The sequence below is a fragment of the Deltaproteobacteria bacterium genome, assembly GCA_019310525.1.
In the GTDB taxonomy this organism is placed as follows: domain Bacteria; phylum Desulfobacterota; class DSM-4660; order Desulfatiglandales; family HGW-15; genus JAFDEE01.
Window position 1 is genome coordinate 32,871 of record JAFDEE010000035.1, and the last position, 15,590, is coordinate 48,460.

At 55.5% G+C, this 15,590-nt stretch carries 13 protein-coding genes; 3 read left to right on the forward strand and 10 right to left on the reverse strand.

Going from position 1 to position 15,590, the window contains the following annotated elements:
• Window positions 1-142 precede the first annotated feature (142 nt).
• Window positions 143-910, reverse strand: coding sequence for an AAA family ATPase (locus JRF57_08430; GenBank protein MBW2303721.1), 768 nt, complete (start codon window positions 908-910; stop codon window positions 143-145).
• A gap of 795 nt (window positions 911-1,705) precedes the next feature.
• On the opposite strand from JRF57_08430, the gene JRF57_08435 reads away from it, so the two are divergent.
• Both JRF57_08435 and JRF57_08440 read left to right on the forward strand, forming a co-directional pair.
• A complete protein-coding gene (locus tag JRF57_08435; GenBank protein MBW2303722.1) occupies window positions 1,706-2,707 on the forward strand; it encodes a 3'(2'),5'-bisphosphate nucleotidase in 1,002 nt (333 codons plus the stop codon).
• A 36-nt stretch (window positions 2,708-2,743) separates the two neighbouring features.
• Window positions 2,744-3,094: a DsrE family protein gene (locus tag JRF57_08440; protein ID MBW2303723.1), complete on the forward strand. Its 351-nt coding sequence runs from the start codon at window positions 2,744-2,746 to the stop codon at window positions 3,092-3,094.
• A gap of 35 nt (window positions 3,095-3,129) precedes the next feature.
• Here JRF57_08440 and JRF57_08445 read toward each other — a convergent pair whose 3' ends face one another.
• The 9 genes from JRF57_08445 to pepD form a co-directional block, all read right to left on the reverse strand.
• A complete protein-coding gene (locus tag JRF57_08445; protein ID MBW2303724.1) occupies window positions 3,130-3,909 on the reverse strand; it encodes a hydantoin racemase in 780 nt (259 codons plus the stop codon).
• Between the two features lie 98 nt (window positions 3,910-4,007).
• On the reverse strand, window positions 4,008-4,976 hold the full coding sequence (locus JRF57_08450; protein ID MBW2303725.1) for a dipeptide ABC transporter ATP-binding protein: 969 nt from the start codon (window positions 4,974-4,976) through the stop codon (window positions 4,008-4,010).
• Complete coding sequence (locus tag JRF57_08455) at window positions 4,969-5,946, reverse strand: ABC transporter ATP-binding protein (protein MBW2303726.1); 978 nt, start codon at window positions 5,944-5,946, stop codon at window positions 4,969-4,971. The genes JRF57_08450 and JRF57_08455 overlap by 8 nt, the downstream gene beginning before the upstream one ends.
• Before the next feature lie 328 nt (window positions 5,947-6,274).
• The gene (locus JRF57_08460) at window positions 6,275-7,150 is read right to left on the reverse strand and encodes an ABC transporter permease (protein ID MBW2303727.1); all 876 of its coding nucleotides are present in this window, start codon (window positions 7,148-7,150) and stop codon (window positions 6,275-6,277) included.
• A 6-nt stretch (window positions 7,151-7,156) separates the two neighbouring features.
• A complete protein-coding gene (locus JRF57_08465) occupies window positions 7,157-8,176 on the reverse strand; it encodes an ABC transporter permease (GenBank protein ID MBW2303728.1) in 1,020 nt (339 codons plus the stop codon).
• A 99-nt stretch (window positions 8,177-8,275) separates the two neighbouring features.
• On the reverse strand, window positions 8,276-9,865 hold the full coding sequence (locus JRF57_08470) for an ABC transporter substrate-binding protein (GenBank protein ID MBW2303729.1): 1,590 nt from the start codon (window positions 9,863-9,865) through the stop codon (window positions 8,276-8,278).
• Between the two features lie 75 nt (window positions 9,866-9,940).
• The gene (locus JRF57_08475) at window positions 9,941-11,005 is read right to left on the reverse strand and encodes a hypothetical protein (protein ID MBW2303730.1); all 1,065 of its coding nucleotides are present in this window, start codon (window positions 11,003-11,005) and stop codon (window positions 9,941-9,943) included.
• A 292-nt stretch (window positions 11,006-11,297) separates the two neighbouring features.
• Window positions 11,298-11,999, reverse strand: coding sequence for an aspartate/glutamate racemase family protein (locus tag JRF57_08480; protein MBW2303731.1), 702 nt, complete (start codon window positions 11,997-11,999; stop codon window positions 11,298-11,300).
• A gap of 15 nt (window positions 12,000-12,014) precedes the next feature.
• Window positions 12,015-13,484 carry a beta-Ala-His dipeptidase gene (gene pepD / locus JRF57_08485; GenBank protein MBW2303732.1) on the reverse strand — a complete coding sequence of 490 codons (1,470 nt, stop codon included), beginning with the start codon at window positions 13,482-13,484 and terminating at the stop codon, window positions 12,015-12,017.
• 603 nt (window positions 13,485-14,087) lie between these two features.
• Here pepD and JRF57_08490 point away from each other — a divergent pair.
• Window positions 14,088-14,756, forward strand: a complete 669-nt coding sequence (locus JRF57_08490) for a GntR family transcriptional regulator (protein MBW2303733.1) — start codon at window positions 14,088-14,090, stop codon at window positions 14,754-14,756.
• Window positions 14,757-15,590 lie beyond the last annotated feature (834 nt).

The window sequence follows — 15,590 nt, forward strand, 5'->3', positions numbered from 1 at the left end:
GTCCTCCTTGAAGGTTTTTTTGTTTCATCTGAAAAAAGCCCGATCAAGACCACGCACTCGATTCGGGGGTTACGCCGTTTTTTCGGATCAGAAAAGATTACACGGAATCACGGAGAAGACCTTAAAAGGGCAGGGGGCGTTTTTATCCATCCTGCTCCAGTTTTTCGATCATCTCGTTTACCACCGCCAGTGTGCTGCTCTCCTTTTCAAAGGGCGGACGGCCCTGGAGGTCGGCCTCGATGATGCCTTCTCCGAAGGGGATGAATCCGATAAACTCGAAGCCCGGCATGTGCCGGAGCAAAAAGTCCCGGTCTTCATCCTTCCGTATCTTGTTTCCTACCAGGCTCACCTTCTTCAGCCCGATGTCCCCGGCCAGGGACCGAATATGATTTGCCGTCTCGATGCTGCGCCTCCCCGGTTCGACAACGACGATCAGCCTATCCACCGCCATGGCCGTGCCACGGCCCAAGTGCTCCAGCCCTGCCTCCATGTCCAGGACTACGGCCTCATCCCGGGCAAGGACCAAGTGGCGAACCAGACTCTTAAGGAGTGTGCTCTCAGGACATATACATCCAGCACCGCCCTTTTTTACTCCTCCCAGGACCATCAGTCGTATGCCGTTGATCCTGATCGAAAGTTTCTCTGGCAGGTCGTCCACCTTGGGATTTAGTTTGAAAAAGGAGCCCATGGATCCGACCTTGGCCTCCGTCCTTTCCTCGATCAATGCCTTCATCTCGGAGATAGGTACGATATCTTCCCGGCCCTGAAAACCCAGGGCCTGGGCGAGATTGGCGTCCGGGTCCGCGTCAATGGCCAACACCTTCGTGCCCCTGTCAGCCAATGCCTTGATCAGGAAACTGGCAAAGGTGGTTTTCCCCACACCCCCCTTGCCGCTGATAGCGATTTTCATGGTCTCCCCCAAAGCGCTTCTGAGAATGGACAAGTGAAAGAATCCTATAATGTCAACCCGTGTCCATCCATAAATGGCCCTTTCCCTCAATCTCTGAGACCTTTGAAAAACGCTCCCTTTTGCCCAATCTCCGCGCCTGCCTGTGCCGGGCCTACTGCCGTTCCAAGGGGACAGGCAGGCACGGCAGACAGGTCAGGCTCAAACCGGGGACCCACCCGTTGGGTGGGGTGTCGTCGCTACCGGGCGAACAAATTTTAATCCTCGAAATACTCCAATGTATGGATGCCTGTCCCGCTTGGCATTCTAAAGCGGGATGGTTAAAATTTTCGCCTTCCTTGGCCTTGAACAAAATGGAACATTTTTCAAAGGTCTCTCTCTACGGTCTGGCTCAAGCCGGGAAACCGGCCGGAAACAGGCCACGACCTGCCTCGACATGGAGTGGGACGAGGCCTGAATCGAAGCCGGATTGTTTTGATTCCGGTATGGCCACTTGAAAGGGCTCGGTACGAAGCTTCCTTATAAAGGAATTCATTGTAATTCATCAAGAGGAAAATAAGATTACATGAAAATCGCGATCGCATTCCATGGACCTGAGGCCGCCTTAGGGAACTCGGGGCACCTGATTTAACTTGACAAGGAGAGGGGCTCTGAGTAAGCAATGTGCCGGGGGCTCTCTCTCCTGGAGAGTTTCGGGATCTCGAAGATTCGACCTGAGCCTCGTTTCGCCGGATTGATCCTCCCTGAAACGTGAAGCACACCAAGCATTCGGAACTTTAATAGATTGGAGCTGAGACCATGAGCCGTGAACTTGAACGGGAAGTGGCCGTCCGGGCCGTCCTGAAAGCCTGCAGACTTTGCCGCAACGTCCAATCGGAACACATGTCCCGGCAAAAAGTAAACAAAACGGATGGATCCCCGGTAACGGTAGCCGATTTCGGGGGACAGGCCCTGGTGTCCCACCATCTGAGTATGGCGTTCCCGGCTGATCCCCTGATGGGAGAGGAAAGTTCGGATCAACTTCTCAGGAGGGAGAACGGGGCCCTCAAGGAATCCGTTATCCAACACGTGCGTCGAATCGTTCCGGAACTGGATGAGGAAGAGATCCTGGCGGCCATCGATCGAGGAAATGCCTCGGGTGGGCCTTCCGGACGATTCTGGGTCCTGGACCCCGTGGATGGAACGAAAGGGTTTTTAAGAGGTGCCCAGTATGCGGTGGCGCTGGCTCTCGTGGAAGACGGGGAAGTCACCCTAGGGGTGTTGGGATGTCCGAATCTTCCGTTGGTTCTCGATAACCCGGGGGGGCATCCTGGACAGGGGTGCCTTTTCTTTGCAGCCAAGGGGGAAGGGGCCTTTATGCGTCCCCTGGATGAGGAGAGAGAGCAACGGATCACTGTATCACTGGAGGAGCGGCCCTCTGGGGCCCTCTTTGCCGAGTCCTTCGAATCGGAACATTCTTCCCATAAAGACAGCGCCCGGCTCGCAAAAATGCTCGGAGTCACCAGGGAGCCCCTCCGGATGGACGGCCAGGGGAAATACGGCCTTGTGGCCAGAGGGGAGGCCACTATCTATCTCCGGGTGCCGGTAGGGAAGGAATATGCAGAGAATATTTGGGATCATGCTGCAGGTGCTGTTATCGTGGAGGAGGCTGGCGGGAAGGTGACCGATTTGGACGGTCTTCGGCTGGACTTTTCCAGGGGTAAGAAGCTGGAGAAAAACAGGGGAATTTTGGCAAGCAACGGCAGACTTCACGATACCGTGCTGGAGGCCCTGGAAGGGTTGCCGGGGCAGAAGGAATAAGATTGATCAGTAACTTTTTGAGAGGGGAGGGGTAAAATGGCCGATTTCTTGTTTGTCCTGAGTCATGATGACAATGAAAAGGCGACCCGGTGTTTTCAGTTCGCAAAGATCGCCCATTCAAAGGGACATCGGGTCAATCTGTTTTTTATCGATGGGGGAGTTATGTGGGCAGACTCTGAGAGGGATATGAATATCAAGACCCTCACCGGTGACTGCCCCAACGACTATTTCCCCTACCTAGTGGAAAACGAGGTCCCCATCGGAGTTTGAATCCCCTGCGCAAAGGCTCGTCAGGTTGACGAGTCCAAGTTTTTCTCCAACATGGTCCTGGACGGCGGTCCGCACCTGATCGATTTGGCCGCTGAGTCCAAGGTCTTCAATTTTTAGAGGGCCTCAAGACTTCGTGAGGGGACGGGGGTCGGCTAGCTCCCGTTGCGGCCGTCCTTCCACCCGTACTGCCCCTCCAGATCCCATCCTTCGATTTCCTCCTTTTGGGGGGGTTGGTAGAGGCCTATCCTGCTAGGACCCCATTTGAACCGGGCCTTCAAGTCCATCAGGAGTTCCAGGTACTTCAAGGGAGCGAGCAAGGGATCGATCACAGGAACGCCAAGGTCGGCCTGAAGTGCCCGGTAGAAGCCGAATCCCATGGTGCAACCCAGTAGGATGACCTCGGCACCGTCCCTCTCAATCGCTTCCAGCGCCGCTTCCTTGAAGCGGCGCTGGGTTTCTTCAGGGTCGCTTTGCAGGTCGGGAGCACCGAAATCTATGGCCTTCAGAGAGCAGAGCTTTGTTGTAAAGCCGTAACGATGCACTACTTCCAGCATCCGGGGGATCCATTTGCGGCGGCCGAGAATAATCGAAAATGAATGCCCCAAGGTGGCGCCGATGTGCATGGAGGCCTCGGCCGGACCGGTCATGACCAGCCTTTCGGCGATCTCCCTGCCTTCTAAAAGCCCCACGTCATAGTAACAACCGACCACCGCCCCATCATATCCTTCCTGATCCGCCCGCTTGATCCAATGCAGGACGTCTGGCAATACCAGGGCTTCATAGAAGCGGTATTCTAGGTGGAGGGGTCCCCGGCTGAGGGAGACGGTTTTGATCTCCACATCCCGGGCCTTTTCTCTGTCAAGAAATTCCTTGATGGTCGTGTCGAGTTCGTCTGTCCCGACCGCCCTGATCCATAACACACTCTTAGGCATGCTTTACGCCTCCTTTCACGGCTCCTTCGTAGTAGATTCATAGAGGCCTTCGAACCCAAATTTTGCATAAACAATCTTGAATCTGTGGATACTCCCCCTTATACCCTGTGGCATGCCGCCCAGTGCCCCGGCTCGATCTCGATCAGCTCAGGCCGGATTTCCGAACATTGTGGGAGGGCATCGGAACAACGCGGATGAAAGGCACACCCGCCGGGCGGGTTTACCTGGCTGGGCACCTCGCCCCTGATCCCGCGGGGCTTTCTGGGGACGAATGGGTCGGGTTTTGGAACAGCGGAGAGTAGCGCTCGGGTATAGGGGTGCCCGGGGCGGGTGAACAGGGCGTTTCGGTCGGCCAGTTCCACGATCCGACCGAGGTACATGACGGCCACCCGATCGCAGATGTGGCGGACCACGCTCAAGTCATGGGAGATGAAGAGGTAGGTGAGGGAGAAGCGCGACTGAAGATCTAAGAGAAGATTGAGGATTTGGGCCTGGATGGAAACGTCAAGGGCTGAAACCGGTTCGTCGGCGATGATCAGTTTGGGGCTCAAGGCCAGGGCCCGGGCCACACAGACCCTCTGACGCTGTCCACCGGAAAACTCGTGGGGGTAGCGATAAACGTGCTCGGGCCGAAGGCCCACGAGGGCTGCTAATTCCTCCCTTCTTTTTTTTCTCTCATCCCTGGAGTAAAGTCCATGTACAGCGAAAGCCTCGCCGATGATCCTGCCCACGGTTTTCCTGGGGTTCAGGGATGAGTAAGGGTCCTGGAAGATGATTTGCATATCCCGACGAATCGTTCGCATTTCCGAGCGATTCAACCCCGCTATATCTCGACCCTCGAAGAGGATCCGTCCACCGGTGGGTTCCTCGAGCCTGAGGATGCAGCGGCCGATGGTGGTCTTGCCGCACCCGGACTCTCCCACCAGTCCGAAGGTCTCTCCTCGGCGGATGGTGAGAGATACACCGTCTACGGCCTTTACGAAGTGTTTCGGCTTCCTGAAAAATCCTCCGCCTATGGGGAAGTATTTTTTCAGTTCTTCTATCTTCAGTAACGCATCTCTATTCATAGAGCCAACATCGCACTCCATGGCCTTCCTGGATTCGGATCAGGGGGGGCGGCTCCTCACGGCATTTTTTTAAGGCCCGGGGACACCGTTCCCGGAAAGTGCAGCCTTCCGGAAGGTGAAAAAGGCTGGGGACCAGGCCCGGGATGACCTCCAGGTGCTTGTCCTTTTGGATTGGCTTCGTGATACTGGGAATGGAGGCCATCAACCCTTGGGTATAAGGATGAAAAGGATTTCTGAAAAGGGCCTTGACCTTCGCTTCCTCCACTACTTGGCCCGTGTACATCACCGCCACCCGGCTGGCCATTTCGGCAATAACTCCAAGATCGTGGGTAATCAGGAGAACAGCTGCGCCCATCTCCTCCTTGAGCTCAATGAGCAGGTCGAGGATCTGGGCCTGTATGGTCACGTCCAGGGCTGTGGTGGGTTCGTCGGCAATAAGGAGGGAGGGACGACTGGAGAGGGCCATGGCGATCATGACCCTCTGGCGCATGCCCCCGCTGATCTGGTGGGGGTATTCCCCGAATTTTCTGGAAGGGTCCGGTATGCCGACCTTAATTAGCATCTCCAGGGCCGTTTCCTTTGCCTCGGCCTTCGAGACCCCCCGGTGAATCCTGATGATTTCCGTCATCTGGGCGCCGATCGTGAAAACCGGGTTCAGGGAGGTCATAGGCTCCTGGAAAATCATGGAAATGGAACGCCCCCGGATCCTTCGCATTTTCGCTTCACTCAGCCGAAGCAAATCCTGGCCCCTGAACAGGACACGGCCCTTCAGGATGCGCCCGGGAGGATCCGGAATGAGCCGGATCACGGAAAGAGCGGTTACGCTCTTGCCGCACCCGGACTCCCCAACCAACCCGAAGGTTTCACCCTCTTGGATGGTCAAGTCCAGCCCCTTCACCGCGAGGGCCGTTCCCTCATCGGTATTGAATCGGGTATGTAGATTTTTTACTTCCAGAAGTGGCTCAACCATTTTTTAAAGAGAAGAAGAAAATAATGTAATTCCTGAATCTTGCATAAACAATCTTGAACCCGTTAAAAAATTCATTGAAATTCCCCCTGTTAGGTCATAACCAGAGGGGGATGGAAGTTCTGCCCGATGGGTGAGAACAGAATAAAGAGTAATATTTCAAGATTGTTTACCCTTCGGGAGCGTCGATTTTACCCGGGATCTGCTTCTTTATCGACCGCTCGCGGTAGGAGAGTATAGCTGCGCGGTCGATGCCTCGCATCTTCGGCAAACTCGACGCTTGCAAGATCCAGGTATTTGTCGTTTTCCCGACATCGGAGCGTTGAATCCTTCACTTCAATCGCAGCTTGGGATTGAACACCTCCCTTAACCCGTCGCCGATCAAGGTACAGCCGGCAACCCCCAACATGATGAACAGACCCGGGAAGACGGTGGTCCACCATTGGCCGTTTATGATGTATTGCCTCCCCTCGGCGATCATAAGGCCCCATTCGGGGGTGGGTAACTTGGCGCCAAGGCCGATGAAGCTCAGACTGGCCACCCATAGGACTCCGTAACCAGTATAGATGGTTCCCTGGACGATCAGGGGAGTCATGCAGTTGGGCAGCACATCGGTCAGGATGATCCTGAGATGCCCGGAACCCAGGGCATAGGCCGCTTGTATGTAATCCATGCGCTTCACCTGGATAGCCCGGCTGCGGGCCATCCGGGCGAAGATGGGGATGTAGGAGATACCGATGGCCAGGGCTGCGTTGAGCAGGGAAGGTCCCAATCCCGAAACGATCGCCATGGCGAGGATCAGGGGAGGAAACGCCAGCAGCACGTCGGCCACCCGCATGAAGACCATGTCGATTCCCCGTCCGAAGTAGCCCGAAACGAGTCCCAGCGGCGTACCCGCGAGGATCCCGACCATCACTGCCACCAGGGCGGAAAGCAGGGTATAGCGCGCACCGGCGAATATCCGGCTCATGATGTCCCGGCCGTAATTGTCGGTCCCAAAGGGATGGGACAGGGTAGGGCCCATGAGTTTTTCCTTGAAGCAGGTCCCCAGGGGATCGTGGGGGGCCAGGGCTTCTCCGAAGAGGACCAGAACGAAGACCACGGCCAGGATCGCCAAACCTGCGATTGCCGGCTTGTTCTTCATGAACAGGCGAAATTTATAGCGGAGAGAATTGGTATCTATCGGACTTTCTTCACTCGGTTTCATGGCCCATTACTCCAATTGTACTCTGGGATCGATCAATCGATATGAGATATCCACGATCAGGTTGATCACTGCGAAGATGAGCACGTAGAAGAGGATAAATCCCTGAAGTCCCGCATAGTCCAGGTATTGGATCGATTCCACGGCGAAGGATCCCACTCCCGGCCAGGCGAAGATCACCTCCGTCAAGACGGATCCGCCTAGGAGACCTCCGTAAATGGCCCCGGCCATGGTCACGGTCGGAAGAAGGGCATTTCGGAGGGCGTGGCGGAAGAGAACAGATCTCAGACCGACACCCATAGCCTTGGCCGTCCGGATATAGTCTTCCTCGAGGGTTTCGATCAGGTCGGCCTTGAGGGTCCGAACAATGATTGCCCAGTTGAAAAAGGAAAGGGTGAGCCCTGGTAGAATCAGTTGCTTCAACGCGCCCAGGAAGGCCTTTAGATCCCCGGCCAACAGGGTGTCGATCAGCAGCAGGCCTGTTACGGTCGGGGGATAGCCTAATTCGGGTGAAAGCCTCCCCATGGGGGGCGGGGCCAGGTTGAGGAGGTAAAAGAAGAAGTAGATCAGCAGAAGCCCGAACCAAAAGATGGGCATGGATACACCGATTACTGTAAAGATGCTGATCATGTGGTCAGGTAATCGGTTCCGGTAGTAACCTGCGATGATGCCGAGGGGCAGACTGATGACCACCATCAGCAGAAAGGCGAAGGTGGTCAGTTCGAAGGTCGCAGGAAAGCGGCGCAGGAGTTCCTTGCTCACCGGGCTCCCTGCCCGCCAGGAGTACCCCAGATCGCCTCTGAGCACATGTCCCACGTAGGTCAAGAATTGGATCGGGAGGGGACGGTCCAGGCCCATCATCCGGCTCAAGGCTTCAACGTTCTCTGGAGAGGAATGGGCCGGGCCGAGAATCATCAGTACGGGGTCACCCGGCAATACCCGTGTCACGATGAACATGAGCAGCAGCGCGCCGAATACCGTGGGAACGGTATATACCAGGCGCCGCAGGATATATCGACCCAGGCTCATGAATCGATTGGAACCCGTTTCTAACAGCGAAATCCTTACTATTAAAGAGCACCTTCCACCCCGGGGGAGGGGGGGAAGGTGCTCCGCATCCTTCGGTTTCTACTCGAAATAAATGGTTCGAACGTGGAACTGATCGTCCGGATTCAGACAGAAACCCTTGACCCGTTTGTTCATGGCCGTGTCGGCTATGGGCTGGAACATGAAGATCCAGAGGTCATTGTCGATCACGTACTTTTGTACTTTCCTGGCCAGGGCGTACCGGGCTTTCTTGTCCACCATGGTCGAGGCCTGCTCGATCCATGCGTCCAGTTGGGGATCCTTGATCCTGGCATAGTTGCAGAAGCTCTTGGAACCCAGCAGGAACCCGAATTGGTACCAGGGATCTGTCACGAAGGAGGTCCATGCGACCATGAATATAGGGACTTTCCCGTTCTTGAGCTTGTCGAGGAACACCGCCTGGGGCAGAACATTGATATCCATTTTCACCCCAATCTTGGACAATTCCGCCTGCCAAGTCACGGCCACTTCCTTGTTGTTGGGGATTCGGCCCTCTCCGATCTGGAAGGAGAAGGAAAGGCCGTCCTTGTATCCGGCCTTGGCCAACAGTTCCTTGGCCTTTTTCAGATCCTGCTTGTAATGGAAAAATTCGGACGTGTGCCCGGGGCTCCCCTGGGAAGCTGGGCTGGTCATCTGGATGGCCCTGCCGTAAAGGACGTTGTTGATGACCGACTTATAGGGGAAGGAGTAGGCCAGGGCCTTTCGGACCAGAGGGTTGTTGAAGGGGGGATGGTTGCGGTTCATGTCGATGTAGTTGATCTTGATGGTCGGTCGGCCGATGACCTTCAGGTTTTTCTTCTTTGACAGCAGCGCGTAGTCCTTGGAGGGGATCCACCACATGATGTCTGTTTTTCCCCGCTCCAGCAACATCGCCCTGGTCGATTCTTCGGGAATGATCTGGTAAATCACCTTCTTTATCTTCGGCTTGGGCCCCCAGTACCTTTCGAAACGCTCGAAGACTATCTCCACCCCCGGCTTGTATGATACCAGTTTGAAGGGCCCTGATCCGCAATCGTTTCTGGCCACCCACTCGTTTATCTTCCCCTCCATTACTCCGCCATGGGCCTCGACCGTTTTGGGGTCCTGTATCCCCAGGTTCAGCATCTGCAGGTAGTCCAGCAAAAGGGGGTTGGGCCCTTCCAGCTTGAAGCGGATGGTGTGCTCATCCAGGACCTCCATTCCCTTCTCGGTGATTTTTGCCAGCCACAGCACGGTCTTTGCCGCCAGTTTCGTTTTCCGGTACCTGGTGAAGGTGTATTTCACCGCCTGGGCATTGACCGGGTTTCCGGAATGAAAGACTGCGTCTTTCCGGAGATAAAAGGTCCATTCGGACATGTCTGCGTTGTGTTCCCATCGCTCGGCAAGCATGGGCACCACCTTGGTGGTGTCTACCTTGACGGTGCCGTCGGGCTGAGGGACTCTTTCGTACTGGACCAGAAAATCATACATCGCTCCAACGGCCGCATACCCTGTGTAGTCGCGGGTTATGGTCGCGGGATCGAAGGTTCGGGCATCGGTTATAAAGGCTACCCTTAGGGTATCTTTCGCCTTGACCGATGGGATTGCCACCCCGACTCCCAAGAGAATCGTGAGGGTCAGGGCTAGAGCCGTCGATTTGATTGAAAAACGCATTTTCCCCCTCCTCTTTTGTATCGGTTCCTGAATCATGGGCCCCGCTCCCGGGCCGAGGTCGGCCCGGGGCACCTCTTAATAACCCGCCACTCCAAGTGCACGGCAGGCGTCAACGAGGTCCGGATGGACATAACGGCCTTCTTCTTCGATGGTCTTGCCATCGAAGACGATGGTCGGGTTGAGAACAATGCCGTCGGTGTGGGCGGCGGCCTTCCAAGTCTTCCCCATGATCTGGGCCCCCTGGGATCCGATACCCATCTCGATGCAGCCGAAGACCCTCTCGTCCTCCACGATCCGGCCGGTAACCTTGGTCACGCCGGGATTGAAGCCAAGGGAGTAATGGGCCAACCTGTACATGTTGGGGTCATTGAATCCCGCCAGCCACTTTTCAAAACGCCTGGCCTCCGGACCGCCCTCCACCTTGGTGACCACCCCCTCCTCCAGGGTCAAATGGACGGGCTCCCGGAGGATTCCCAGATCTGTCGGAGGATAGAGGGCCCCGTCGAAGGCGAGCCTGCCGTTGATCGTTTCCTCCATCGGGCACCAGGATACCTGTCCTCCCAGCATGACGGGTTCGCCGGGTGTATCGGCCAGTTTTCCCGATTGGCGTGCCTTTCGGCCCTTGTTATAGGCCGTAAGCTCGGTACCGGCCGGGCTGTAGATTTCCACCTTGTCAGCCGACATGATCATCTCCTTCAATCGCTCCCCGAGGGCGATCAGTTTGTGGATATCCACCCGGTAAATGGTATTCACCAGCATGACGGCGTCCATGCCGGTCAGGCAGATATACCGGGCGCCGTTCTCAATGGCCTTCGAGTAAGCGTTGGACAGGAAGATCAGCCCGACGGCGAATTCGATCCAGACATCCGCCCGGGCGATGGCCCCTGCCACCGGGGCCGGTGGCTCCTGGTATCCTTCGCTCTGGGTGGGATGGACGATGACAACCGGGACGGCCCCGGTGGCCATGGCGGCCCTGGCCGTGGCCTGAACCACCCTCATGTCCGTACTGGTATCGGCGGTGATGACTACGTTCTCACCGGGTTTTACCAGCATTATCTGCTCCACGAGCTTCCGGGCCCCGGCCTCCACTTCCCAGCTCAGGTATTCGTCCCTAACTTCAGTTCCAAGGGTTAATTCCATCAATAACCTCCTTCCTTTGAAAAAACGCCCACTTTTGCCCGATTTTCCGCCTCTCTCACGGCTACGGCGTGACAAGCTGCGCTCGCTACGTTTTTCATCACCCTGTTAATGCCCAAAATAGGATTTATTCTTCAAGCAGGCGCTCCTGAGAACATCCGGAACCCTGTTTACCGTTGCCTCCGAGTTGTAATCCCTCCGGGCCCGAGGCTTGACTCTGAACAAAATTGAACATTTTTCAAAGGTCTCGTGTTCAGGGTATCCTGGATCGGGAGGTGCGGGAATCCTGGAGGCATCAGCGTTCCGGGACCGGCAGGGGTTCCATGAAGGCTCGCTTGCTGTGCCGGTAACCAAGATCCAGCATCAGTTCCGCCTGCTTAAGGGTCACCGGGCCGGGATCGATCACGGGAATCCCCAGGCGGTCCTCGAGCTTCGCCCGCATGTCCGGCAGGGCGCCGCAACCCAGGATCATTGCCTCGATTCCGTCTTTTCCCAGCATGTCTAAGGCCCGTTCCAGCACCCGCTCCTCGACCTTGGAAATCTGGTCGTATTCAAGTACCGGAAGATTCAAGGGCCGGATCACCGGGATGCGGTCACCCAAGCCCCGTGCGGCGATCTTGCGTCGGATGCGATTGACCGATTGATCCAGGGTCGTGAGAATCCCAATCTTCTCGGCCAGGGTCAGGGCGAACACTTGGGAAGTTTCGCCGATGCCGAGGACCGGGATCCGGGCGATCTCACGGGAACCGGCCAGGCCGGGGTCCGAGAAGCACCAGATGATCACGGCCTGGAAACCTTCTTCCTCCGCCCCTTTCACCAGAGGCAGGACATGGGCGGCCCCCCTGGCCTCGTCATATTCAGACTGGATCGCCTCGGGACCGTGAGCAAGGTTGCGGATTTCGACCTCTATTTTCGGCCTGAGCCAGCGCCGGGCCGCGGCCTCCACGCTTTGGTTCCACTTTTTCGTGGAGACTGGAATGATTACCCTTATTTTCACGGGGCCCTTCCTTTCTCACTCCCCCAGGTCCCGGAGAAGGGAGGTTAAAAAGGACCAGAGTTCCAGGACCGATGTGATCTCAAGGGATTCTTCCGGGGAATGGGCGTTTCGGATCGTAGCCCCCAGACTGATGGCGTCCAGTCCCTTGAATTTGCTGCAAAGCACTCCACACTCCAGTCCGGCATGGATTGATGCAACGGTCGGCTCCCGCCCGAAGACCCTGGAGTAAATCTTCTTCGCCCGTTGAAGGAGGGGGGAATCAGGCCGGGGTTTCCATCCGGGATAACCGACACCCGTTTCCGTCTCCCCACCGGCCAGAGTAGCGCAGGCCCGAACCGTGTCGCTGAGAGCCTCCATTTCCGAATCCACGAAGCTTCGCTGTTTGGTCCCCAGGGTCAACCGCTCCCCGGACATACCGATCGCCCCCAGGTTGGTGGAGGTTGTGACCATTTCCGGATTTTGGGGATCCCAGGAAACAGCACCTTGAGGAATTGCCATGATGAGATTGATGAGCTTCTCTTCAAAATTCAGGGTGAAAACCTTTTTCCCATCAAGGGCACCGCCCGTTTCAATCCTGATCCCTAAGTCCGGCTCGGCCTGTTGATACTCGGTTTGCAGGATTTCGGTAATTGCAGAAACAGCACTTTTTATGCTCTCCAAGCCGCTCACCGGGATCCCCCCTTCCGCTTCGGCCCGGCGGGGAATGGCGTTCAGGGAGAATCCTCCCTGAATGGCCCCCAGTCGAAATTCGGTTGCATCACCGTACCGGATGGCGTGAAGGCCCCTTCCCAGCAGTTTGATGGCGTTGGCTCGGCCCCTGTGGATGTCCAGCCCGGAATGACCCCCTTTCAGTCCTTCCACGATCAGTTTGATCCCAAGCAGCCCGGGAGGGGCCTCCTCCCATTCCGGGACAAGGTTGATAAACGTGGACCTGCTGCCCGCGCTTCCTATGTAAAAGGTTCGGATATCCTCGCAATCCAGATTGATGAGGATTCTTCCGGAGATCAGGTCCGGAGAGATTCCCTGGGCACCGATAAGTCCGGTTTCCTCCCCTACAGTGAACAGGCATTCCAAGGGCCCGTGTGGATGATCTGCCGTTTCCATCAGGGCCAGTGAGACGGCCACGCCCACACCGTTGTCTGCACCAAGGGTGGTACCCTTGGCCTTGAGCCAGTTTCCCTCCCGCATCCATTCTATAGGATCCGTTTTGAAGTCAAAGGCAAGACCCGGTTCCTTTTCGCAGACCATGTCCAGATGGCTTTGTAGGACAACTACAGGAGAGTCCTTGGCCGGGCCCACCGGGGGTTTCAACACTACCAGGTTGCCGGCCTGATCCATCCGGTGATGCAATCCCAATCTGGAGGCCTGTTTCATGACATATTCGCGGACCTTCTCTTCTCCTCCAGAACAACGGGGGATCCGGGAAATGCGGTAGAAATGGCGCCAAAAGGCTTGCGGTTCAAGACCTTTGAGAATGGTTTCCATGGCTGGAGTCTCTCGTTTAAGAAAATACGAAGGAATGCACTTGACAGGATAGAGTCCGGGGGATCGCCCCAAAAGGGACCTGCCTACGGTACCCGGCCTAATATTGTATACATGCTATATAAGGAGTCTAACCTTGTCAAGGCTTTTTTATGAAATGGTTGCAAGGAAGGCGCATGGTAAAATAACCAAGAAATTCAAAGAGTTTTGTGATGCAGGCTGATGAAGAAATCGCCGTTCATGGCAATCGCATTGCTTTGGGAATTATGTTATCATATTTTTTGTATACAAATTTTCGCCTCCTTGTTATTCTCCTTTTCGGGGAATGGGAGGAATCTTCGGCCTTCAGGCGAAGGCTTCAATTCGACCTTTTTTTAACATGGTTCAAGGATCCAAGGTGTTCAGGGGGTCGAGAGAGAAAAAAGGATTTGAGGTAAAATGGTTTTCCTTTGAACCCTAAACCCTTGGCCCCTCTAGATTCGAGTTGAAAAAACGTTCAATTTTGATCAAGGTCAAGGAATCTGAAAGAGATCCGGTATCTTCACAACCCGGGTCTTTCATCCGTTTTGCCGGGGGTGGAAACAGGAAGGGAGGCGGTTTCAAAAGATGGGCCTGAAGGATAACGTGGTGGTGAGGTTGAGGGAAGCCATTGTCAGGGGAGAGTATCGCGGTGGGGAACGTTTAAAGGAAATAGAACTTTGCAGAAGGTTCAATGTTAGCAGAACCCCTGTCCGTGAGGCCCTGAAGGAATTGGAGCAGGAATGCCTTGTCGAGATCACCGCTCACCAGGGAGCCAGGGTCAAAGAACTGACTGTCGAGGATATCTACAATATATACGATGTGCTGATCATGGTCGAGGGAGTCGCGAGCCGGCTTGCCTGTTCCAAAATCACATCCGAGCAGGTCCAGCGGCTCGAGGAATACCAATTCATGATCGAAAGGGCAGCGGCCACCAAGAACTACGACTTGGTGCACCAGTTGAACCACCAGTTCCACCGGACGATTGCAGAGTCTTCCGGCAATCCGTATGTCTTACAGATCTGGAACAACTTCCGCCACCTGTCCATCCTGCTGGGGCGTTATACCCTTTCTCCCATGATCCCGGACCAGCTCCAACAGACGCTCCTCCAGCATCCTGAAATCATCGAGGCCATCAAGGCCAAGAACGCCGCCCTGGCGGAGTTTGTCGCCAGACGCCACCTGGAGACGGGAAGGGGGCTCTTGCTGCAATACGTGCAGAAGTTGCGGGAGCAGCACCGAATCCGGGGCGAGTAGAAAGCAAATAAGGCTCCTTATGAAAATTTGTGGGTGGCTTTTTAATGTCCCATTCCGGGAATGGGAGAACCTTGGGCCTTCAGGCGAAGACTTTAGCTCGATTGTTTTATAATAGGGTTCAAGGATCCAAGGGGTCCAGGGTTCGAGTGAGAAATCGGAATTTAAGGGGAAATGATTTTCACTTGACCCCTTGGCCCATAAAGTTATCCAGCTTCAGCCGATAGTAGTTTGATTTGGGTTCAATACTGGCTTCTGAAGGGCCGCTGGCGCCTTTTCTTTCGTTCGGAGGCTCCCGGAAAAGATCCCCGAGCCCCCGCCTCAAGTAAATTCAAGGGGGGCAACGAGTCGAAGGGCCTAAGAGTTTTACATAGAACCATCGTCCGCACCACCGGGAGAAGGGGCGTGGAGATCTTTTCGGAAGTGACCTGTTGGGAGGCCTTCGTTATTTCAGGGGGTTAGGGATGGGGGAAACCCCGGCTCCCGCTTGTAAAAGCGGGAGATCGGCGGAGGGGGCAGAACTCCCCCGTCCCTAACCCCTTGAAATAACCAGGCCGTGAGACTCGGGAACGAGGAAAAGATCTCCATGCCCCTTCGATCTAAGCTAGTGTCCATCCATAAATGGCCCTTTTCCCCAATCTCTGCGTCAGGCTCAGATTTTAATCCTCGAAATACTTTAATGTATTCCTGTGGTTAAAATCTTCGCCTTCCTTGACCTTGAACAAAATTGCCTATTTATGGATGGACACTAAGCTAACATTCCCGCTATAATTCTGGCGGGCAAGCACTGCCTATTTTGGCTCTTTCGCTCTCCCTGCCAGAATTATAGCGGGAATG

What these genes read in the sequence shown, in the direction of transcription:
- JRF57_08490 (MBW2303733.1), top strand. Translation starts at nt 14,088, where the DNA reads ATGGGCCTGAAGGATAACGTGGTGGTGAGGTTGAGGGAAGCCATTGTC.
- JRF57_08475 (MBW2303730.1), bottom strand. Translation starts at nt 11,005, where the DNA reads ATGGAATTAACCCTTGGAACTGAAGTTAGGGACGAATACCTGAGCTGG.
- JRF57_08470 (MBW2303729.1), bottom strand. Translation starts at nt 9,865, where the DNA reads ATGCGTTTTTCAATCAAATCGACGGCTCTAGCCCTGACCCTCACGATT.
- JRF57_08435 (MBW2303722.1), top strand. Translation starts at nt 1,706, where the DNA reads ATGAGCCGTGAACTTGAACGGGAAGTGGCCGTCCGGGCCGTCCTGAAA.
- JRF57_08465 (MBW2303728.1), bottom strand. Translation starts at nt 8,176, where the DNA reads ATGAGCCTGGGTCGATATATCCTGCGGCGCCTGGTATATACCGTTCCC.
- JRF57_08450 (MBW2303725.1), bottom strand. Translation starts at nt 4,976, where the DNA reads ATGAATAGAGATGCGTTACTGAAGATAGAAGAACTGAAAAAATACTTC.
- JRF57_08430 (MBW2303721.1), bottom strand. Translation starts at nt 910, where the DNA reads ATGAAAATCGCTATCAGCGGCAAGGGGGGTGTGGGGAAAACCACCTTT.
- JRF57_08455 (MBW2303726.1), bottom strand. Translation starts at nt 5,946, where the DNA reads ATGGTTGAGCCACTTCTGGAAGTAAAAAATCTACATACCCGATTCAAT.
- pepD (MBW2303732.1), bottom strand. Translation starts at nt 13,484, where the DNA reads ATGGAAACCATTCTCAAAGGTCTTGAACCGCAAGCCTTTTGGCGCCAT.
- JRF57_08460 (MBW2303727.1), bottom strand. Translation starts at nt 7,150, where the DNA reads ATGAAACCGAGTGAAGAAAGTCCGATAGATACCAATTCTCTCCGCTAT.
- JRF57_08445 (MBW2303724.1), bottom strand. Translation starts at nt 3,909, where the DNA reads ATGCCTAAGAGTGTGTTATGGATCAGGGCGGTCGGGACAGACGAACTC.